20 protein-coding genes and 1 tRNA gene are annotated in these 18,219 nt (G+C 71.5%); 6 read left to right on the top strand and 15 right to left on the bottom strand.

The window, feature by feature from the left end:
- Positions 1-12: 12 nt before the first annotated feature.
- Positions 13-1,860: a penicillin-binding transpeptidase domain-containing protein gene (locus G569_RS51185; protein WP_084285491.1), complete on the top strand. Its 1,848-nt coding sequence runs from the start codon at positions 13-15 to the stop codon at positions 1,858-1,860.
- Here the strand turns inward: G569_RS51185 and G569_RS0124245 are convergent.
- On the bottom strand, positions 1,846-2,955 hold the full coding sequence (locus G569_RS0124245) for an MFS transporter (protein ID WP_028065337.1): 1,110 nt from the start codon (positions 2,953-2,955) through the stop codon (positions 1,846-1,848). The genes G569_RS51185 and G569_RS0124245 overlap by 15 nt on opposite strands.
- A 97-nt stretch (positions 2,956-3,052) precedes the next feature.
- Between G569_RS0124245 and G569_RS0124240 the strand changes: the two genes are divergently transcribed.
- On the top strand, positions 3,053-3,802 hold the full coding sequence (locus G569_RS0124240; protein ID WP_028065336.1) for an AraC family transcriptional regulator: 750 nt from the start codon (positions 3,053-3,055) through the stop codon (positions 3,800-3,802).
- On the opposite strand, the gene G569_RS0124235 is transcribed toward G569_RS0124240, so the two are convergent.
- On the bottom strand, positions 3,778-4,602 hold the full coding sequence (locus tag G569_RS0124235; protein ID WP_028065335.1) for a helix-turn-helix transcriptional regulator: 825 nt from the start codon (positions 4,600-4,602) through the stop codon (positions 3,778-3,780). The genes G569_RS0124240 and G569_RS0124235 overlap by 25 nt on opposite strands.
- A gap of 87 nt (positions 4,603-4,689) precedes the next feature.
- On the opposite strand from G569_RS0124235, the gene G569_RS0124230 reads away from it, so the two are divergent.
- Positions 4,690-5,658 (top strand): SDR family oxidoreductase, encoded by a 969-nt coding sequence (locus G569_RS0124230; protein WP_028065334.1) that lies wholly within the window; start codon positions 4,690-4,692, stop codon positions 5,656-5,658.
- On the opposite strand, the gene G569_RS51180 is transcribed toward G569_RS0124230, so the two are convergent.
- Complete coding sequence (locus G569_RS51180) at positions 5,619-6,269, bottom strand: alpha/beta fold hydrolase (RefSeq protein ID WP_053226914.1); 651 nt, start codon at positions 6,267-6,269, stop codon at positions 5,619-5,621. The genes G569_RS0124230 and G569_RS51180 overlap by 40 nt on opposite strands.
- A 99-nt stretch (positions 6,270-6,368) precedes the next feature.
- Between G569_RS51180 and G569_RS0124220 the strand changes: the two genes are divergently transcribed.
- Complete coding sequence (locus G569_RS0124220; RefSeq protein ID WP_053226930.1) at positions 6,369-6,731, top strand: MarR family winged helix-turn-helix transcriptional regulator; 363 nt, start codon at positions 6,369-6,371, stop codon at positions 6,729-6,731.
- 62 nt (positions 6,732-6,793) lie between these two features.
- Here the strand turns inward: G569_RS0124220 and G569_RS0124215 are convergent.
- Positions 6,794-6,865, bottom strand: a tRNA-Ala gene (locus tag G569_RS0124215).
- 10 nt (positions 6,866-6,875) lie between these two features.
- Complete coding sequence (locus G569_RS0124210; RefSeq protein ID WP_028065332.1) at positions 6,876-7,766, bottom strand: histone deacetylase family protein; 891 nt, start codon at positions 7,764-7,766, stop codon at positions 6,876-6,878.
- Between the two features lie 42 nt (positions 7,767-7,808).
- On the opposite strand from G569_RS0124210, the gene G569_RS0124205 reads away from it, so the two are divergent.
- Complete coding sequence (locus tag G569_RS0124205; protein WP_037498826.1) at positions 7,809-8,792, top strand: ROK family protein; 984 nt, start codon at positions 7,809-7,811, stop codon at positions 8,790-8,792.
- Between the two features lie 5 nt (positions 8,793-8,797).
- On the opposite strand, the gene G569_RS51175 is transcribed toward G569_RS0124205, so the two are convergent.
- From G569_RS51175 to G569_RS0124185, 4 genes are read right to left on the bottom strand one after another with little or no spacing between them, the layout of a single operon-like run.
- A complete protein-coding gene (locus tag G569_RS51175) occupies positions 8,798-10,438 on the bottom strand; it encodes a solute symporter family protein (RefSeq protein WP_064750439.1) in 1,641 nt (546 codons plus the stop codon).
- Positions 10,435-10,743, bottom strand: a complete 309-nt coding sequence (locus G569_RS0124195; RefSeq protein ID WP_084285487.1) for a DUF485 domain-containing protein — start codon at positions 10,741-10,743, stop codon at positions 10,435-10,437. The genes G569_RS51175 and G569_RS0124195 overlap by 4 nt, the downstream gene beginning before the upstream one ends.
- Positions 10,744-10,758: 15 nt before the next feature.
- Positions 10,759-11,433, bottom strand: coding sequence for a response regulator (locus tag G569_RS51170; RefSeq protein WP_053226929.1), 675 nt, complete (start codon positions 11,431-11,433; stop codon positions 10,759-10,761).
- Positions 11,434-11,438: 5 nt separating this feature from the next.
- Positions 11,439-12,548, bottom strand: coding sequence for a sensor histidine kinase (locus G569_RS0124185; protein WP_053226913.1), 1,110 nt, complete (start codon positions 12,546-12,548; stop codon positions 11,439-11,441).
- A 72-nt stretch (positions 12,549-12,620) separates the two neighbouring features.
- Between G569_RS0124185 and G569_RS0124180 the strand changes: the two genes are divergently transcribed.
- On the top strand, positions 12,621-13,019 hold the full coding sequence (locus G569_RS0124180; protein WP_028065328.1) for a hypothetical protein: 399 nt from the start codon (positions 12,621-12,623) through the stop codon (positions 13,017-13,019).
- Here the strand turns inward: G569_RS0124180 and G569_RS0124175 are convergent.
- The 6 genes from G569_RS0124175 to lipB form a co-directional block, all read right to left on the bottom strand.
- A complete protein-coding gene (locus G569_RS0124175) occupies positions 12,976-13,941 on the bottom strand; it encodes a hypothetical protein (protein ID WP_028065327.1) in 966 nt (321 codons plus the stop codon). The genes G569_RS0124180 and G569_RS0124175 overlap by 44 nt on opposite strands.
- A 17-nt stretch (positions 13,942-13,958) precedes the next feature.
- Positions 13,959-14,927, bottom strand: coding sequence for a D-alanyl-D-alanine carboxypeptidase family protein (locus G569_RS51165; RefSeq protein ID WP_053226912.1), 969 nt, complete (start codon positions 14,925-14,927; stop codon positions 13,959-13,961).
- A 1-nt stretch (position 14,928) separates the two neighbouring features.
- Positions 14,929-15,669: a rhomboid family intramembrane serine protease gene (locus G569_RS0124165; protein ID WP_028065326.1), complete on the bottom strand. Its 741-nt coding sequence runs from the start codon at positions 15,667-15,669 to the stop codon at positions 14,929-14,931.
- 90 nt (positions 15,670-15,759) lie between these two features.
- Positions 15,760-16,749, bottom strand: coding sequence for a lipoyl synthase (lipA, locus tag G569_RS0124160; protein WP_028065325.1), 990 nt, complete (start codon positions 16,747-16,749; stop codon positions 15,760-15,762).
- The gene (locus tag G569_RS0124155) at positions 16,746-17,543 is read right to left on the bottom strand and encodes an LLM class F420-dependent oxidoreductase (protein WP_028065324.1); all 798 of its coding nucleotides are present in this window, start codon (positions 17,541-17,543) and stop codon (positions 16,746-16,748) included. Before G569_RS0124155 ends, lipA begins: the two co-directional genes overlap by 4 nt.
- Positions 17,540-18,217, bottom strand: a complete 678-nt coding sequence (gene lipB, locus G569_RS51160; protein ID WP_053226911.1) for a lipoyl(octanoyl) transferase LipB — start codon at positions 18,215-18,217, stop codon at positions 17,540-17,542. The genes G569_RS0124155 and lipB overlap by 4 nt, the downstream gene beginning before the upstream one ends.
- Positions 18,218-18,219: the final 2 nt, after the last annotated feature.

The raw sequence follows: 18,219 nt of genomic DNA, 5'->3' as shown, positions 1-18,219 counted from the left end.
ACCCTAGGAGGGGTGCGCTGGCTGGCCCCTCTCGGACTTCTGCTGGCCGTCGGGGCGGTGGCGCTGTTCTTCGTCACCCGCTCCGGCGGTGATCCGGCACGTGACGCCTTCGTCGGCTATGCCGCGGCCTGGAGCCGCGCAGACGACCGCGGGGCCGCCCGTGCGACCGACGACGCCGGCGCCGCGGCGGCAGCGCTCGCCGCCTCTCGCAAGGGCCTCGACGGCGCGACCGTGAAGGCGACCGTCCGCGACGTTACCGAGAAGGACGACAGCGCCACCGCGACGGTCTCGGTGGCGTGGGAGATCCCGCGGATCGGCCATTGGGCCTATCGGGTGAAGCTCACCGCCGCCAAGGGCGAGAAGGGGTGGGTCGTGCATTGGCGGCCGACCGCGATCCATCCCGCGCTCGACGCGGGGACCCGGCTCGGCACGGCGGTCAAGGCGCCGGCGCGCGGGCGGATCGAGGACCGGGACGGCCGCGCGCTGATGGCCGAGCGGGCGGTCACGGCGATCGACGTCGACACGCGCCGGGTGACCGATCCCGCCGACACCGCGTCGCGGATCGCGGCGCTGATCGACGACATCGACGCCGGCGAGTTGCGCAAGAAGATCGAGGCGGCGCCGAAGGGCGGCTTCGTCCCCGTGATCACGCTGCGCAAGACCGCGTACGACAAGATCGCGGGCGAGCTGCAGGACGTCCCGGGCGCCTCCACCGCTCCCGGCACGGCGCCGTTGGCGCCCTCCAAGGACTTCGCGCGGGCGCTGCTCGGCGCGGTCGGGCCGGCCACGGCGGAGCAGGTCGAGCGCTCGGACGGGCGGCTGGCGCCCGGCGACGCCGTCGGTCAGTGGGGCCTGCAGGCCGCGTTCGATGCGCGGCTCGCGGGCACGGAGACGCGCTCGATCGTGGTCCGCGACGCCAAGGACGGCGTGGTCGAGAAGACGCTGCGGCGCTGGAAGGGCAAGTCGGCGAAGGACGTGCAGACGACGCTCGACCTCGATGTGCAGCAAGCCGCCGAAGCGGCCTTGGGGTCGACGAGGAAGAAGATGGCGCTGGTCGCGCTCCAGCCCTCGACCGGCGACGTCCTGGCGGTCGCCAACCGCCCGTCCGCGGACACCCTCGATCGCGCCCTGACCGGTCTCTACCCGCCGGGCTCGACCTTCAAGGTGGTCACGACCGCCGCGCTGCTCCGCGACGGGCTGTCGGTGAACCAGACCGTGCCGTGTCCCGCCACCGAGGTCGTCGACGGGCGCTCGTTCAAGAACTTCGAGGGCGAGGCGGCCGGCGCGGTGCCGTTCCGGACCGACTTCGCCCAGTCGTGCAACACGGCGTTCATCTCGCTGGCGGACCGGTTGTCGCGCACCGCTCTGCCGGACACCGCGAAGGACTTCGGGGTGGGCGAGCAGCTGAAGCTGGGCGTGCCGGTGGCCGACGGCAAGGTCCCCGAGGGCGAGTCCGCGACCTCGCGGGCGGCGATGATGATCGGCCAGGACAAGATCGTGGCGACGCCCCTCATCATGGCTGGCGTGGCCGGCACCGTCGCGGCGGGCCGCTGGCACTCGCCGCGGCTGCTCGCCGACGATCCCAAGCGCACCGGTCCGCGCGTCGCGCAGGCCGCGACGCTCCGCGACCTGATGCGCGCCGTGGTGACCTCCGGGACCGGGACCGCGCTGGCGAGTCTGCCCGGGTTCGTCGCGGGCAAGAGCGGCACGGCCGAGTTCGGCGGCGGCGACCCGCCGCCCACCCACGCGTGGTTCATCGCCTTCCGCGACGACCTCGCCGTCGCGGTGCTGGTCGAGAACGGCCGCGCGGGCGGCGAGGTCGCGGCGCCGATCGCGGCGAAGTTCCTAGCCGGGCTCTGAGAGCCGGCTCGAGAGCGCGACGGCGAGGACCGGGATCGCGGCGAGCACGATGAACACGCCGCGCGGCCCGTGGTGGTCGGCGATCGTGCCCAGGACGGGCATGAACAGCCCGCCGGCGCTGACGGCCAGCCCGAGCGTGACCCCCGCGGCGGTGCCGGGGCGCGTCGGCAGATAGTCCTGGCCGAGCTTGATCAGCACCGCGAACGGGATGTTCGTGACGAGCCCGACGACGAAGATCAGCGGCAGCGCGAGGTGGGGGTCGCGGCATGTGAGCAGCGCGAGGATCGCGGGGACCAGCAGCGCGTTGCCCAGCTGGACCGTGCGGACGAGGCCGAGCCGGTCGGCGATCCGCCCGCCCAGCAGCGTGCCGAAGACCCCGCCGCCGAGCTCGAGCGCGAGCGCGGTCCCGCCGAGCGCGCTCGACGCGCCCAGCTCCTTGATCCAGTACAGCGCGACGAACGTGTTGATGCCGAAGCTGACCGACGAGCGGACGACCTCGACCGCGATCAACAGGCCGAACATGCGCGGGCGGTCGACGCCCTCGCTTTGGCGCTTGGCGATGGCGCGCGCGGTGAGGCGCCGGGTGTGGCGGTAGAGGACGAAGCCCATCAGCAGGCCGGGCGGGATGAAGACCGCGGTCGCGCTCAGGCCCCAGGTGTCGAGGACGGGCGTGGCCAGCGTCGGGCCGAGGAAGAAGCCGACCGAGCCGCCGGCGGCGAAGTAGCTCATCGCGGTCGCGCTCTGGCCCGCCTCGGCGCGGGCGTCGCGGCCCGCGGGCGGGTGGAACATGGCGACGCCGAGACCGGACAGCAGGAGCAGCAGCCAGACCGCCGCGTAGCCGTGCGCGACGCCCGCGAAGCCGAAGCCGACGGCGGCGAGCGCCAGCCCGGCGGGGGAGAGCCAGCTCAGCCCGCGCTTGTCGGCGATCCAGCCGACGAGCAGTTGCGGCACCGCGCTGCCGACGGTCGCCGCCAGCGCGAGACCCGCGGCCGCGGAGTAACTGAAGTCCCGCTCCAGGACGAAATACGGCACGGTCGCGGGCACCAGGCCCTGGTAGAGATCGTCGACCGCGTGCGCCGTCGCCCAGATGCGCATCCGCGTCCAGTTCGACGTCCTCGGTTCTGCCAGCACGGCCACGGCGCCGGAAGGTAGTTCTCGGAAGCCCTGGCGACTTCCCGTAATCTGCCGAGAAGTGTCGGAGATCCGCCACACGACATTCGCACCCACGGCGTCGTCGCTGCGCGCGGCGGGCGACCGGATCGACCGCCACCGCCACGACGAGCACCAGCTCGTCTACGTCTCCACGGGCGTGCTCGCCGTGCGGACCTCCGCGGGGCGCTGGGTCGCGTCGGCGGAGCGCGCGGTCTGGCTCCCCGCCGGCACCTGGCACGAGCACCGCTTCTACGGCGCGAGCGCGTTCCACGCCGTGGGCTTCGAGCTGGGGGACGCGCCGCTCGCCGACGCCGAGCCGACCGTGATCGCCGTCGGCCCGCTGCTGCGCGAGCTGCTCGTCGCGTGCACGGACGAGACGCTGCCGGAGGCCGAGGTGCGCCGGATCCGCCTCGTCCTGCGCGACCAGCTCCGCCGCACCCGCCAGGAGCCGATCATGCTTCCCGCCGCCGTCGACCCGCGCCTCGCGGCGGCCTGCTCGCTCGTCAACGCCGACCTCGGCGTCGCCCGCCCGCTGGCGACTCTCGCCGCCGAGGTGGGTGCGGGTGAGCGCACCCTGTCGCGGCTCTTCCGCGAGGAGTTCGGGATGACCTACCCGCAGTGGCGCACGCGCGTGCGGGTCTTCGAGGCGATGATCCTGCTCGCCGCCGGCACCCCGGTCACCGAGACCGCCCACCGCTGCGGCTGGGCGACCACCAGCGCGTTCATCGACACCTTCCAGCGCACGATGGGCCGCACCCCAGGCGCCTACAGGGCCACCGCCAGGAGCTGAAGTCGCTCGTAGCTCTCGCTGCCCGGTGCGGCGGTGTAGACGAGGAGCGAGTGGGACTCGTCCGGGTCGAGCAGGATCTGGCAATTGAGCTCCAGCCGGCCGGCGATGGGGTGCTCGTAGCGCTTGATCTCTCGGGGTCTGATTCCGACCTCGTGGTCCTTCCACAGGACTCGGAACTCCTCGCTCTGTCCCGTGAGCAGCTCGACGAGGCCGGCCGCCCTGGATCCGGGCCCGCGCAATGCGAGCACGCCGCGGAGTCCTGAGACGTACATCCGCGAGTAGAAGGCGTGATCCTCGGGCGGGTGCAGGGCGCGCGCCCGCGGGTCGGTGAACCACCGGTAGCCGATGCTCCGCGCCGGGCCGGCGTAGCGCCGCAGGTCTCCGACGAGCGCGATGCCGAGCGCGTTCTGCCGCAGCGTCTCACCCAGCTCGGTGACGATCTCCGCCGGCGTGTCCTCGAGCCGGTCGAAGATCCGCAGCATCCCGGGACCGATGTGGTCGCTGCCCGACTCCGCCGCGGGCGGCCGGCGCCCGGCAAGGCGGAAGAGGTGGTCGCGCTCGTCGCGCGACAGGCGCAGCCCCTGAGCGATCGAGGCGATCATCTGCTCAGAGGGTTGTGGACCCCGCTCGCGTTCCAGACGCGCGTAATAGTCCGTCGACATGTGGCACAGGGCGGCGACCTCCTCCCGCCGCAGCCCGCTCGTCCGACGCCGCTGACCGCGAGGGAGGCCGACGTCCTCCGGCTGCAGCGCCTCTCGGCGGCCGCGGAGGAACTCGGCAAGTCCCGCTCGATCGATCATCGCGTCCATTCTCGCCCGGGTCGGACCGCTCAGCCACGGATCGTCAGGCCGTGGATACCGCCCGCGTAGTGGGCGACGCTGCTCGTCATGCCACGAAGGAGCCACGACATCACGATCCCCGACCTCTCCGGAAAGCGAGCTGTGGTCACAGGCGCCAGCGACGGGATCGGACTCGGGATCGCGACCAAGCTCGCCGGTGCAGGCGCCGAGGTGGTGCTCCCGGTGCGAAACCCGCGCAAGGGTGAGGTGGCCGTCGCCAGGATTCGCGAGCGGCACCCATCGGCCGAGCTGTCGCTGGAGGCGCTGGACCTGTCCTCGCTGGCGTCGGTCGCGGCGCTCGGCGAGAAGTTGCGCGCCGAGGGGGCGCCGATCCACTTCCTCATCAACAACGCGGGGGTCATGACCCCGCCCGACCGGCAGACCACCGCCGACGGGTTCGAGCTGCAGTTCGGGACCAACCACCTCGGCCACTTCGCCCTCACCGCCCACCTCCTGCCACTCCTGAAGGCCGGCCGCGCGCGGGTGACCTCGCAAGCGAGCGTCGCGGCGCGCAGCGGCACGATCAACTGGGACGACGTCAACTGGGCACGAAGGTACGACGGCATGCGGGCGTACCGGCAGTCCAAGCTCGCGTGCGGGCTGTTCGGGCTCGAGCTCAGCCATCGGAGCCGGGCCGCAGGCTGGGGGATCACCAGCACCATCTCCCATCCCGGCGTCGCCCCGACCAGCCTGCTCGCGGCGCGTCCGGAGGTCGGACGGCCCGAGGACACCCGCAGCGTGCGACTGATCCGCCGGCTCTCGGCGCGCGGCCTGATCGTCGGAACCGCGGACAGCGCGGGGTTGCCGGCCCTCATGGCGGCGACCTCGCCCGAGTCCCGGGACGGCGGGTTCTACGGCCCGCAGGGGCCCGGGAGCCTCGGGGGCCGACCGGGAGAGCTGAAGCTCTGGAGGCCGCTGCGCAGCCCCGAGGACGCAGCGCGGATGTGGACGCTCTCGGAAGAGCTCACGGGCATCGCCTACACGAGCGCCAGCAGCGCGTCCGGGCTCTCGATCTGAGGCAGGTGCCCGGTGTTCTCGAGCAGCGCGAAGCGTGCGCCGGGGATCGCGTCCGCGTAGGCGCGGCCGTAGTCGGGGTCGACGATGCCGTCGCTGTCGCCCCACACGACGAGTGTCGGCTTGGACACGCCGGCGAGGCGCTCGCGCAGCGTCGGGTCGGCCATGCCGCCCGCGACGGCCGCCAGCGTCTCGCGGTTCGACTGCGCGTCCGGGCCCGGCTCGATCCTGAATCGCTCCGGGTCGTAGTAGCTGCGCTTCGCCACCTCCGGGAGGGTGAGGCTGAAGAAGTCGACGACCGGATGGCCGGGAACCTCGATGCCTACCGCGTCCACCAGCACATAGCGACGCACCTGGTGCGGATCGAGGAGCGCGAGCTCGGCCGCGATCCACCCGCCGATCGAGTTGCCGACCACGGTCACGTCGTCGAAGTCCTCGACGAGCTTGGCGTATCCGACGGCGTAGTCGCGGATGGTCTCGACGCCGTCGCGCGGCGTGCCGCCGAAGCCCGGATGCGTCGGGGCGATCACGTGCGCATCGCGGCTCAGGCGCTCGGCGAACGCGGCCACGGACGCCGGCCCGGCGCCGCCATGGAGGAGGAGGAAAGTCGTCATGTCAACAAGCTTAGATCAATATATTGAGATAAGCAAGTTGATACGCTGCCTCCTGTGCACTCCCTCCCCGAGCTCGGACTTGCGGTCAAGCGCCTGCAGATGCGCCACCACCGCGCCGGCAACGACGCGCTCAAGCCGTTGGGGCTGAGCCTTGTCCAGTGGGACGCGCTGCGTCACCTGCACGCCAACCCGGACGCGTCGTTGCACGACCTCGCGCAACTCACGTTCCAGACCGACCAGGCGATGGGCACGCTGGCGACACGAATGATCGACCGCGGCCTGATCGAGCGCGCTCCCGGCCCGGGCCGGGCCGTCCGCCACCGCCTCACCGAGCGCGGCGAGCAGGCCCGCGAAGAGGGCCAGCGGCGCTTGAACCTCGTCCTCGAGGACTCCTTCAGCCCGCTCGACGAGAACGAGCGTGCCCAGTTCGGCGCGCTGCTCGACCGCCTGCTCGGTTCGTAGCCACTTCCCTCGCAGCAGCTTTGCGGCAGGCGGTGACCTCTTCGATGGGCCGGATTCCCGAGTGGAGGCGAGGGGAATCGAACCCCTACCTCGGCCGTGCAAAGGCCGCGTGCTCCCATTATCACTACGCCCCCGGGAACCCGATCAGCTTAGGACGCCGTCGCGCGCGGCGACGGCTGCGACGGTGGCGGCGTTGATGTCGACCGTGTCGTTGACGTCCGGCGCGTAGCCGCCGGCGAGCACGACGACCACCGCGGCGCCGGCCGCCAGGAGCCGGTCGAGGACCAGTTCGTCGCGGGCGCGCAGGCCCGATTTGGTCAGCGCGAGGCGGCCCAGGCGGTCGCCTTCCCAGGGGTCGGCTCCGGCGAGGAAGAAGGCGATGTCGGCCGGTTGGGCGAGCGCGGTGTCGAGCGATTCGTCCAGCACGCGCAGGTACTCGTCGTCGCCGGTACCGGACGGCAGGTCGACGTCGAGGTCGGAGGGGATCCGCTCGAACGGGTAGTTGCGGGCGCCATGCAGCGAGAGCGTGAAGGCGTCCGGGTCGGGGCCGAGGAGTTGGGCGGTGCCGTCGCCCTGGTGCACGTCGCAGTCGACGACGACCGCGCGGCGGACGAGTCCCTCCGAGCGCAATTGCGCCAACGTGACGACGACGTCATTGAACAGGCAGTAGCCGCGGGCGAAGTCGCGGCCGGCGTGGTGGGTACCGCCGCCGAGGTTCATCCCGATCCCATGCTCGAGCGCGCGTCGGGCCGCCGCGACGGTGCCGCCGACGGAGCGCCGCCCGCGCTCGACCAGCACCTCGGACCACGGCAGGCCGAGGCCTCGGATCTCGCGCAGGCTCATCGTGCCCGTGCGGATGCGTTCCAGCAGCGGGGCCTCGTGGACGGCGGCCAGTTGCTCCCACGAGACCGGCTCGGACTCGAGCACGGTGACGTCGTTCTCCACCCGTTCGCGCAGCAGGCGGTACTTGTCGATCGGGAACTTGTGCCCCTCGGGTAGCGGGATTCGCCAGCGATCATGAGCCCAGACCTCCACCACCAGAGCATGACGCCCGCCTCAACGGGCAAGATGCGTCCCATGGCGATCTACGGCGGCATCGACCTCGGCGGGACGAAGATCCAGGCCGCGGTCGTGGACGAAGGCTCCGACCACGCGGTGCTCGGGGCAAAGCGTGATCAGACGCCCCTCAAGGGCGGGCCCAAGGCCATCGCCGCGCGGATGGCCGCCGTGCTCGTCGAGGCGCTCGAGGAGGCCGGTCTGACGACGGCGGACCTCGACGGCGTGGGCGTGGGCTCCCCGGGCTCGGTCGACGACGTCCACGGCACCGTCTCCGGCGCGATGAACCTGTCCGACTGGGCCGGCTCGTTCAACCTGCGCAAGGCGCTGGAGAAGGACCTGGACGGCACCCCGGTGGCGCTCGGCAACGATGTCGACCTGGCGACCGACGCGGAGTTCGAGATCGGCGCCGCGCGCGAGTTCGACAGCCTGCTCGGCGTGTTCTGGGGGACGGGCGTCGGCGGCGGGCTGATCCTCGACGGCAAGCCGTGGGTCGGGCGCAAGACCGCGGGCGAGATCGGCCACATGGTCGTGCGCGTCAACGGCGCCAAGTGCCCGTGCGGCCGCCGTGGCTGCATGGAGGCCTACGCCGGCCGCGGCGCGATGGAGGCGCGGGCGCGCAAGCGCGTCGAGCAGGGCGAGAAGACGTCGCTGTTCAAGATCATGGAGGAGCGCGGCCGCGACCGCCTCTCCTCGGGCATCTGGGAGCGCGCCCTCGCCCGCGACGACCACATGGCGATCGACCTGCTCGAAGAGGCCCTGGAGGCCCTCGGCGCGGGCGTGGCGTCCGCCGTGAACCTGCTCGACCCGGAAGCCGTCGTGATCGGCGGCGGTCTCGGCATCCGCCTCGGCGAACCGTGGGTGGAGCGCATCCGCGAAGCGATGCTCCCGCACCTGTTCGTCGACAACGACCCGCCCCCGGTCCTCCTGGCCGAGCTCGGCGACCTCGGCGGCGCCCACGGCGGCGCGCTGCTGGCAGCGCGCCGCGCGGTCGCGCGAACCTAAAGGGGTCAGGCCCCTTTAAGTGCGGGCTGCTCCGCCTCGCGGCGGAAGCGGCCGGTGCGGGTCCTGGGCTCCGGCCCGCCCTCGGAGCCGATGCCGGTCTCGGAGCGCACGAGCAGCTCGTCGTAGGAACGCTCGGTGCCGACCTCCTCCTTGCTCAGCAGGGTGCCGAGGACGCAGCCGAGGAAGCCGATCGGGATCGTGACGATGCCCGGGAACGTCAGCGGTGAGGGAGAGCCCTGGGAGTCCGGGCCCGGCCACACCGGGGGCGAGAGGACGATCATCACGACCGAGGCGGTGATGCCGAAGGCGATGCCGGTCAGCGCGCCCGTCGTGTTGAAGCGGCGCCAGAGCAGCGCCAGCAGCAGCGGCGGGAAGTTGGCCGAGGCGGCGAAGACGAACGCCATCGAGACCAGCACGGTCACGTTGAAGCCCGAGCCGATCGCCAGCGTGCCGAGGATCGCGGCGGCGCCGACGCCGATCGAGGCGATGCGCGCGACCTTGCGCTCGTCCTGCTCGGTCCCGCGGCCGAGCACGTTCTTCCACAGGTCGTGGGCGATCGCGCCCGCGGAGGCGATCACGAGGCCGGCGACGACCGCGAGGATCGTCGCGAAGGCGGCCGCGGAGAACAGCGCGAGGGCGATGTCGCCGCCGACGGTCCCGTCACCGCCGCCCAGGAACTGGGCCAGCAGCGGCGCGGCGAGGTTGCCGCCCTTGCCGACGGCCTCGGTGGCGCCCTGGCCGAGCAGCGCCCGCGCGCCGAAGCCGATGATCGTGACCATCGCCGTGAACGTGGCGATGATGCCGATCGTGTAGAGCACCGACTTGCGCGCGGCGTTGGAGTCCGGGACCGTGAAGAAGCGGGTCAGGATGTGGGGCAGGCCGGCGGTGCCGATGAAGATCGTCAGGCCGGTCGAGATCACGAGGATCGGCGAGGTCAGGTAGGTGCCGGGGCCGAGGATCGCGTTGCCGTCAGGGTGATTCCTGGCTGCCGTGTCGAGCAGCTGCGACGGGTTGAAGTTGAACTTGGCCAGCACCGCGACGGCGACGACGGTGCCCGCGATCATCAGCATCACGGCCTTGATGATCTGCACCCACGTCGTGGCCAGCATGCCGCCGAAGACCACGTAGACGACCATGAAGCAGCCGCAGATCAGCACGGCGACGGGGAAGCTGATGCCCGCCAGCGCCTCGATCACGGCGCCCGCGCCGACCAGCTGCGCGACCAGGTAGATGCCCGAGATCAGCAGCGTGTTGATCGCGGTGGCGACCCGCACGGGCCGCGCCTTCAGCCGGAACGCGAGCACGTCGGCGACCGTGAACTTGCCCGCGTTGCGCATCCGCTCGGCGAGCAGATAGAGCACCGGCAGGAACGAGAGGCAGGCGCCGAGGCCGATGACCCAGCCGTCGAAGCCGTAGAGGTACATCAGGCCGGCGTAGCCCAGGAACGTCGAGGCGCTGAGGTAGTCGCCCGCGGTGGCGATGCCGTTGGCCCGGCCGGAGACGCCGCGCCCCGCGGCGTAGAACTCGGTCGCGCTGTGCGTGCGCTTGGCCGCCCAGCGGGTGATGACGAGCGTGACGGCGAGGACGCAGGCGAAGACGCCGACGGCCAGCGCGTTGAAGTCACCGGTGGTCGCGAGGAGCCTCATCGGTTCGCCTCCTCGACGACGCGCTGCGCCATCCGCTCCCACTCAGGAGCGCGGCGAGCGTACGTGACGGCCAGGATCACGGTCAGCGCGCAGATCGAGAACCCGCCCCACAGCGCGAGCGAGATGCCCAGCACCTCGTTGGCCATGAAGTCCTTCGCGTACCCCAGCAACGCCAGGAAGACGACGAAGTACAGGCAATAGAAGCCGGTGACCAGCGCGACGAACCTTCGCCGGTTCGCCACGAGCTCCCGGAACTGCGGATCGCGTGCCAGTGCCTCCCAATTGGGCTCGGCAAGACTGCTCATCAGGACGTCTCCCCCTTATGGAGCCGTTCGAGTGTCGGGGGGATTACCCGACGCCTGTCCGGCGGAAACGAGGCCTGATTCGTACGCCAGCACCACGGCCTGCACGCGATCGCGCAGGTTCAGCTTGGCCAGCACGTGGCGGACATGGGTCTTCACGGTGGCCGGCGAGATCACCAGCTCCTCGGCGATCTCGGTGTTGGAGAGCCCGCGTCCGATCAGCCGCAGCACCTCCAGCTCGCGCTCAGAGAGCTGTTCCAGCCCGATCGAGCGCCCGACCGGCGGCCGCGCGACGTAGTGGTCGACCAGGCGGCGCAGCACCGAGGGCGCGAACAGCGACTCGCCCGCCGCGACCGTCCGCACGCCCTCGACCAGTCGCGCGCGCCCCGCGTCCTTGAGCAGGAACCCCGACGCGCCCGCCCGCAGCGCGTCGTAGACGTGCTCGTCCATGTCGAAGGTCGTCAGTACGAGCACGCGCGTCCGCAGGCCCGCGAGCCCGATCCGCCGCGTCGACTCGATCCCGTCCATCCGCGGCATCCGCACGTCCATCAGGACCACGTCGGGCTCCAGCGAGCGTGCGAGCTCGAGTGCCGCGGCCCCGTCGCCCGCCTCGCCGACCACGTCGAAGCCCTCGAGCTCGAGGATCAGCCGGAAGCCCGCGCGCACGAGCTCCTGGTCGTCGGCGAGCAGCACGCTGGTCACAGTGGAAGCTCCGCGCTCACCTCGAACCCGCCACCCGGCAGCGCGCCCGTCCGCAGCGACCCGCCGTGCAGCTTCACCCGCTCACGCATGCCCACGAGCCCGTGTCCATCCCCGTTGACGCGCACCCCGCGTCCGGTCCCGGTGTCGAGCACGCGGAGCCCGAGCGTCGATGCGCTCCACGAGACCCGCACGCTCGCCCCCGCGCCTCCCGCGTGCTTGCTCACGTTCGTCAGCGCCTCCTGGACGATCCGGTACGCCGACAGGTCCACGCTCGCCGGCAGCGGCCGCGGCGCGCCCTCGACGTCCAGCGTCACCGGGATCCCCGCCGCACGCGCCCGCTCGACCAGCCCCGGCAGCTGCGCCAGACCCGGCTGCGGCGCGAGGTCCGCGCCCGCGTCGTCCTCGCGCAGCACCCCGAGCAGCCGCCGCATCTCGGCGAGCGACTCCTCGGCCGACCGGCGAATCGCGGCCAGCGGCTTGCGCGCCAGCGAAGGATCGTGGTCCAGTGCGGCCTCGGCCCCGTCGGCCTGGATCGCGATCACGCTCAGCCCGTGGGCGACGACGTCGTGCAGCTCGCGCGCGATCCGCGCCCGCTCCTCGGCCACCGCCAGATGCGCGGTGCGCTCGCGCTCATGGGCGAGCTCGGCGGTGAGCGTCCGCTGGTGGCGGACGACGCGCCCCGCGATCGCCGGCAGCACGACCGCGGTCACGGCGCCCATGTACTCGCCCGCCACCTCGTGGTTGAACCAGGAGCCGAGCACGGAGACGAACGCCGCCCACGCCGTGATCGCCACCACCCGCCGCACGTCGGCCACGTGGGCGCCGAGCGAGTAGAAGAGCACGAACGCGGCGACGAACCCCACGAAGACGTAGCCGTCGGTCGGGATGAACCACGGCAGCGTCCCGACCACCGCCGCGAGCTCCGGGCGGGTGACGCGCCAGGCGATCGGCAGCGTCGAGACGAGCGCGATCAGCACGCCCAGCGGGCGCCAGGCGATCGGCCAGATCAGCACCTGGGCCACGGAGAGCGCCGCCAGTGAGAGCGCGAGGATGAGGTCGTTGCGTCTGATGACGCCGAAATTAGTCATCTCCGGCGCGCTCGTCATCAGCCCACGGGCTGAGCGCGATCGCACGACGGGTCGATGGCAGGACGCCGCGGCGGCCGTAGCTTCGGCTCCATGAACCGCATCCCTCCCCTCGTTCTCGCCACCTTCGCCCTCGTGATCGCCTACGCGATCGGCGGCGTGATCGCCGTCGCCACCGACATCGCCACCGTCGGCGAGGTCTTCGCCAACGGCACCAAGACCTCGGCGCCGATCTTCATGCTCGTGATCGAGCCGCTGGCGGCGCTCGCGTACTGGCGCGGCTACAAGGCCGGCGCCGTCGTCCTCGCGGTGCTGACCGGCCTCGCCACCGTGGCCTTCGCCTTCGACGGCGACTTCAACAACCCCGCCCTCGGCCCCGGCCACGTGGCCTGGCAGCTGCTCGAGGGCGGGCTCGCGCTGGCGGTCTTCTCGCTCGCGGTCACCGCGCTCATTCGTACACGACGACGTCCGGCCGCGGCTGCAGGCGCATGACCTGCGTGGGGTTCATCATCGGCTTGGCGTCCTCCTCGTAGAAGAGCTTGAAGCCGCGCCGGAACCCCTTGCCCTGCTTGGCGAAGCTCTTGTACTTGGCGATCTTGAGCGCCTGGCCGCCGAAACCGTCCACGTTGAGGACGTAGGCCAGGCCCTTGCGCGGCTTCAACTCCGCCTCCGGGACCATGTCGTCGGTGAACTCGTGCACGAGCAGGAGCTTCTGCGGGAGCTTGTACTTCGTGACGAGCTGGTCGAGCCACGCGCTGGTCGCGTTGACCTCGCGTGAGCCGACGCTGCCGATCACCTGCCCGGGAACCTGGCCCGGAGCCATCCGCCACTCCGGGTCGAGCGCGAGCCCGACGTCCGGCTCCTTGAGCCACTTGCGCAGCCGCTTGGTCTCGGTGAAGAAGTCCGAGCGCCCGGGCTGGATGTCGAGGATGAGCAGCGTCTTGGCCTTGCGCGCGGCCTTCAGGTAGCGGCGGATCACCGAGTCCGGTTGGCGCAGGTTGTAGCGGCCGCCCTCGCCCGGGTGGGCGGCCGCGACGACCGCGATCAGCTCCATCGCCGGCAGGACCGGTCGCGACTTGCGCGCGAACGGCTTCGCCGCGCGCTCGAGCCGGCGCGCCGCGGTCGACGGCTTGCCGATCCCGAGGATCCCGAGCTGGCGGTCCAACGGCGCGCCGTAGTACGCGACCACGCGGAAGTCCGGCAGGATCGTACGCCCGCCGCGCGGCAGCTCGAGCTCCTTGCCGGGCGTCGGGGTCGGCTGCGCACGCTCCGCCTCGGCGCCGCCTTTGGCCTGCTGCGCCGCGTCCGAGCCGGTCAGCCGCGTGATCGCGAACACCACGATCACGGCGGCCACCGCGAACGCGACGATGGCGACGATGCGCCGGCGCTGATAGACGGCGGCGGACTCGGTCATCCGCCTGCCTTACCCCTTTAGCGGGCCGCTGAGGCCTTGAAGCCGCGGTCGAGCAGCTGCATCGCCTGTTTTCCAGGGTTCGGCGAATCCAGCAGGACGACGCCGAGCTTGATCGGGCCGCGCCGCGCGGTCGCCACCAGGCACTGGCCCGCGGCGTCCGTGTAGCCCGTCTTGATGCCGGTCGTCCCGGGGTAGCCCACGCGCAACAGCGGGTTGTGGTTGTAGAGGAAGAGCTTGCCGCCCTTGATCGGGAACGGGAGGACGGCCTGGCGCTTGGAGACGATGTTCGCCAGCCGCGGCTCGCGCAGCACCGCGCGCCCGATCGCGGCCAGGTCGGCGGCGCAGGAGTGGTTGTCCTTGTCGGCGAACCCGCTCGGCGTCGAGAAGCGGGTGCAGGTGAGCCCCATCGCCTTCGCCTTCTCGTTCATGTAGCGGACGAAGCGCTTCACGCTCCCGCCCGCGGCGCGCTGGGCGAGCGCGATCGCCGCGTCGTTGCCGGACGGCAGCATCAGCCCGTAGAGCATCGTGTTGACGCCGATCCACTTGCCGCGCGGGAGCAGGCCGATCGCCGAGCCGCCCGCCTCGTAGTGCAGCGCCTCCTTGGTGACCAGGACCTTCGACCCAGGCTTGACGCGGTCGACGACGACGAGCGCGGTCATCATCTTCGTCAGCGACGCGATCGGCTGCACCTCGGTCGGGTTTCGCCGGTACAGGACCTGGCCCGTGTCGAGGTCGAACATCAGCGCGGACCGCGGCGGCTTCTTGAACTTGATCGCGACCGGGTCGGCCGAGTCCTCGAGCCGGACGGCGAGCGGTGAGGGCGCCGTGCCGCCGCCCGCCAGCGGGGCGGTCGTCGAGTTCTTGAGTGTGCCGGTCGAGCCCGTCTGCGCCTTGACGACCGGCGCCCCGCCCGAGTCCGAGATCAGGTACTTCGCTCCGGCGCCACCGATCACCAGCAGCGCCACCAACACCATCAGCCGTCGCATATCAGCTATACGCGACCCGCTCGCGCTGCCGGTCCACGCGTTTGGGATCCGCGAAGAACCTGACCGTCAGGAAACCGAAGAGGAAGCCGCCGACGTGGGCGAAGTACGCCACCCCGCCGCCGGTCGAGCCGATGCTGTTCGCCGCGAACAGCGCCTGCTCCACGAACCAGAACCCGAGAACCAGCATCGCGGGTAGTTCAAGGATCGTGAAGAAGAAGATGATGAAGATGACCGTGATCACCTTCGCTCGCGGGAACAATCGGATGTAGCCGCCGAGGACGCCGGCGATCGCGCCGGAGGCGCCGAGCGTGACGACCGTCGAGTTCGGGTCGGGCACGATCTGCAGGGCGAGCGCCGCGACCCCCGAGAGCACGTAGAAGAGCAGGTACTTCAGCGGTCCCATCGCGTCCTCGACGTTGTTGCCGAAGATCCACAGGAAGAGCATGTTGCCGCCGAGGTGCAGCAGCCCGCCGTGCATGAACATCGCGCTGAAGATCGTCAGGTAGGGACTCGCCTCGTCCGTTCCGCAGTCCGCGGGGAGGGGCGGCTGCGCGTTGTGCGTGATGTCCCTCGGGACCGCGCCCCACTCCGCCAGCTGGCACTGGTAGTGCAGGTTGCTCGGATCGCCGAGCGAGAGGCCGCCGCGCTGCCAGAAGAAGTAGACGATGATGTTGGCCGCGATCAGCGCGTACGTGACGTACGGCACCTGGTTGGTCGGGATGTTGTCGCGCACCGGCAGCATCGCGCGCCAACGGTAGCCGGTCGCGCGGCGCGCCCGATTAAGGTCGGATGATCGGGGTGGGGCGGAGGGGCTGCGTCGCCTTGACTTCTGTCAGGCGGTGGCGGCCAGCGGACCGATTCCCGGACGGTCCTGCTTGACGTGCTCGTCTGCGTGGTACGAGGAGCGCACCAGCGGACCCGCCGCGACGTGCTCGAAGCCGAGCTCGTAGGCCGCCTTCTCGAGTGCCTCGAACTCCTCGGGCTCCCAGTAGCGGACGACCGGCAGGTGGCGCTCGGTCGGGCGCAGGTACTGGCCGACGGTGAGGATCTGGACGCCCGCCTCGCGCATCTCGCCGAACGCGTCGACGAGCTCGTCGTGCGTCTCGCCGAAGCCGACCATCAGGCCGGACTTGGTCGCGACCTCGCCCTCGCCCATCTCGAGCGCGTTGGAGAGCACCCGCAGCGAGCGCTTCCACGTCGAACCGCGGCGCGCGACCGGGTAGAGCCGGGGCGCGACCTCGAGGTTGTGGTTGAAGACGTCCGGGCGCTCGGCGATGACCCGCGCCAGCGGCATCTCCTCGCCGCGGAAGTCGGGCGTCAGGCACTCGATCTTGGTGGTCGGCGCCTGCATGCGGATCGAGCGGATGACGCCGCACCAGACCGACGCGCCGAGGTCCGGCAGGTCGTCGCGGTCGACGGACGTGATGACCGCGTGACGCAGGCCCATGCGGGCAACGCTGCGCGCGACGCGCAGCGGCTCCAGCGGGTCGTTCCACGTCGGCTTGCCGGTCTTGACGTTGCAGAACCCGCAGCGGCGCGTGCACGTGTCGCCGAGGATCATGAAGGTGGCCGTGCCGCGGTCCCAGCAGTCGCCGATGTTCGGGCAGGCCGCTTCCTTGCAGACCGTGTGCAGGCCCTCGTCGGAGATCGTCTTCTTCAGCTCGCGGTACTTCGGGCTCCCGGGCGGCGGGACCTTGAACCAGGCGGGCTTGCGCGAGCGGAACGGCAGGACGTCCTCGCCCAGGATCTTCGTGACGTCCATCCCGCCCGGGTTGGCCCGGGAGCGGGTCTGGTGGATGCGAAGGACCGGTTCGTCGCTCACTCGACTGAGGGTATCGAGGCCAATACATCCGCTTCGGAGCCGGACGGGAGCACGATCAGCGCGTGGTCCACACCCGCCTCGCGCACCGCGTCGAGGTTCTCGGCGAGCGCGCCGTAGTAGATGACGGGCACGTCGCGGCCCGCGCGCTCGCGCAACGCCGCGACCCGTCGCGCCAGCTCGGCCACGTCGGGCATGTTCGGCATCCACCCGTCGCCGTAGCGCAGCACGCGATCCTCGACGCGCGGCCCGTTGCCGCCGACGTACACCGGGACGCGGCCGGAGAGCGGCTTCGGCCACTGCCAGATCGGGTCGAAGTCGACGAGCTGGCCGTGATACTCGGCCTCGTCGTCGCGCCAGATCGCCTGCATCGCCTCGACGCGCTCGCGCATGTCGCGGTGGCGCGTCGCCGGGTCGGTGCCGTGGTTGCGCATCTCGGGCTTGTTCCAGCCCGCGCCGACGCCGAGCACGAAGCGCCCGCCCGAGAGCACGTCGAGCGAGGAGCAGACCTTGGCCAGCACGATCGGGTCGTGCTCGATCACGAGGCTGACGCTCGTGCCGATCGTCAGCCGCTCCGTCGCGGCGGCCGCGAACGCGAGCGCGATGAACGGGTCGTGCGTGCGCCGGTACTTGTCGTCCAGCGGACCTCCGGCGCGGTCGATCATGCCCGCCGAGACCGGGATGTGGGTGTGCTCGGTCAGGAACAGCGAGTCGAAGCCGCGCTCCTCGGCCGTGCGGGCGAGCACGTCGGGACGCACGCCGTCGCCGACCAGGAACGTCGCGAGCCCGACCTTCATGCCGCCACGAGCTGTTCGATGCCCAGCCGCTGCGCGCTGACGAGCCGCTGGCGGCGGCCGAACGCCTCGCTGAAGCGGTGCCCGACGCGCTTGCGGAAGCAGGCGATGCTCTCCGTGGACCCCGATTGCGCCATCGAGGTCATCTGGACCTCGGGCAGCCCGCAGGCCACGACCCACGACCACGGATCCATGTCGTTGTCGACGTTGACCGCGAAGCCGTGCGCGGAGACGCCGTGCGAGATGTGCACGCCGACCGAGGCGATCTTGCGCTCGCCCACCCACACGCCCACGTGCTTGTGGCCGAGCTTCGTCGCGGCGGAGACGCCCGCGTCGCCCAGCGCCGTGACGAGCGCCCGCTCCATCGTGAGGATGTACTCCGGCACGCTGGAGACGTGCATGATCGGGTAGCCGACGAGCTGGCCGGGGCCGTGGTAGGTGAGCTGGCCGCCGCGCGGCGTGCGCACGATGTCGATGCCGCGCTCGCGGTAGAACGCCTCGCCGAACGGCAGGTCGCCCGCGTCCGAGCGGCGCCCGATCGTGTAGACCGGCGGGTGCTCGAGCAGCAGCATCAGGTCGGGCAGCTCACCCGCGATCACCCGCTCGCGGAGCCGCTCCTGCAGGGCCGCCGCCTCGCGGTATTCGACCCGGCCGAGGTGGCACACCCAGAGTTCCATCC

The organism is Solirubrobacter soli DSM 22325, from assembly GCF_000423665.1.
GTDB classification, from domain to species: Bacteria; Actinomycetota; Thermoleophilia; order Solirubrobacterales; family Solirubrobacteraceae; genus Solirubrobacter; species Solirubrobacter soli.
The sequence above is the reverse complement of the archived record's forward strand: the minus strand, read 5'-3'. Positions and strand labels throughout refer to the sequence as shown.

What these genes read in the sequence shown, in the direction of transcription:
- G569_RS0124245 (WP_028065337.1), bottom strand. Translation starts at nt 2,955, where the DNA reads ATGCGCATCTGGGCGACGGCGCACGCGGTCGACGATCTCTACCAGGGC.
- G569_RS0124235 (WP_028065335.1), bottom strand. Translation starts at nt 4,602, where the DNA reads ATGATCGATCGAGCGGGACTTGCCGAGTTCCTCCGCGGCCGCCGAGAG.
- G569_RS0124230 (WP_028065334.1), top strand. Translation starts at nt 4,690, where the DNA reads ATGCCACGAAGGAGCCACGACATCACGATCCCCGACCTCTCCGGAAAG.
- G569_RS51180 (WP_053226914.1), bottom strand. Translation starts at nt 6,269, where the DNA reads ATGACGACTTTCCTCCTCCTCCATGGCGGCGCCGGGCCGGCGTCCGTG.
- G569_RS0124220 (WP_053226930.1), top strand. Translation starts at nt 6,369, where the DNA reads ATGCGCCACCACCGCGCCGGCAACGACGCGCTCAAGCCGTTGGGGCTG.
- G569_RS0124205 (WP_037498826.1), top strand. Translation starts at nt 7,809, where the DNA reads ATGGCGATCTACGGCGGCATCGACCTCGGCGGGACGAAGATCCAGGCC.
- G569_RS51175 (WP_064750439.1), bottom strand. Translation starts at nt 10,438, where the DNA reads ATGAGGCTCCTCGCGACCACCGGTGACTTCAACGCGCTGGCCGTCGGC.
- G569_RS0124195 (WP_084285487.1), bottom strand. Translation starts at nt 10,743, where the DNA reads ATGAGCAGTCTTGCCGAGCCCAATTGGGAGGCACTGGCACGCGATCCG.
- G569_RS0124185 (WP_053226913.1), bottom strand. Translation starts at nt 12,548, where the DNA reads ATGACGAGCGCGCCGGAGATGACTAATTTCGGCGTCATCAGACGCAAC.
- G569_RS0124180 (WP_028065328.1), top strand. Translation starts at nt 12,621, where the DNA reads ATGAACCGCATCCCTCCCCTCGTTCTCGCCACCTTCGCCCTCGTGATC.
- G569_RS0124175 (WP_028065327.1), bottom strand. Translation starts at nt 13,941, where the DNA reads ATGACCGAGTCCGCCGCCGTCTATCAGCGCCGGCGCATCGTCGCCATC.
- G569_RS51165 (WP_053226912.1), bottom strand. Translation starts at nt 14,927, where the DNA reads ATGCGACGGCTGATGGTGTTGGTGGCGCTGCTGGTGATCGGTGGCGCC.
- G569_RS0124165 (WP_028065326.1), bottom strand. Translation starts at nt 15,669, where the DNA reads ATGCTGCCGGTGCGCGACAACATCCCGACCAACCAGGTGCCGTACGTC.
- G569_RS0124155 (WP_028065324.1), bottom strand. Translation starts at nt 17,543, where the DNA reads ATGAAGGTCGGGCTCGCGACGTTCCTGGTCGGCGACGGCGTGCGTCCC.
- lipB (WP_053226911.1), bottom strand. Translation starts at nt 18,217, where the DNA reads ATGGAACTCTGGGTGTGCCACCTCGGCCGGGTCGAATACCGCGAGGCG.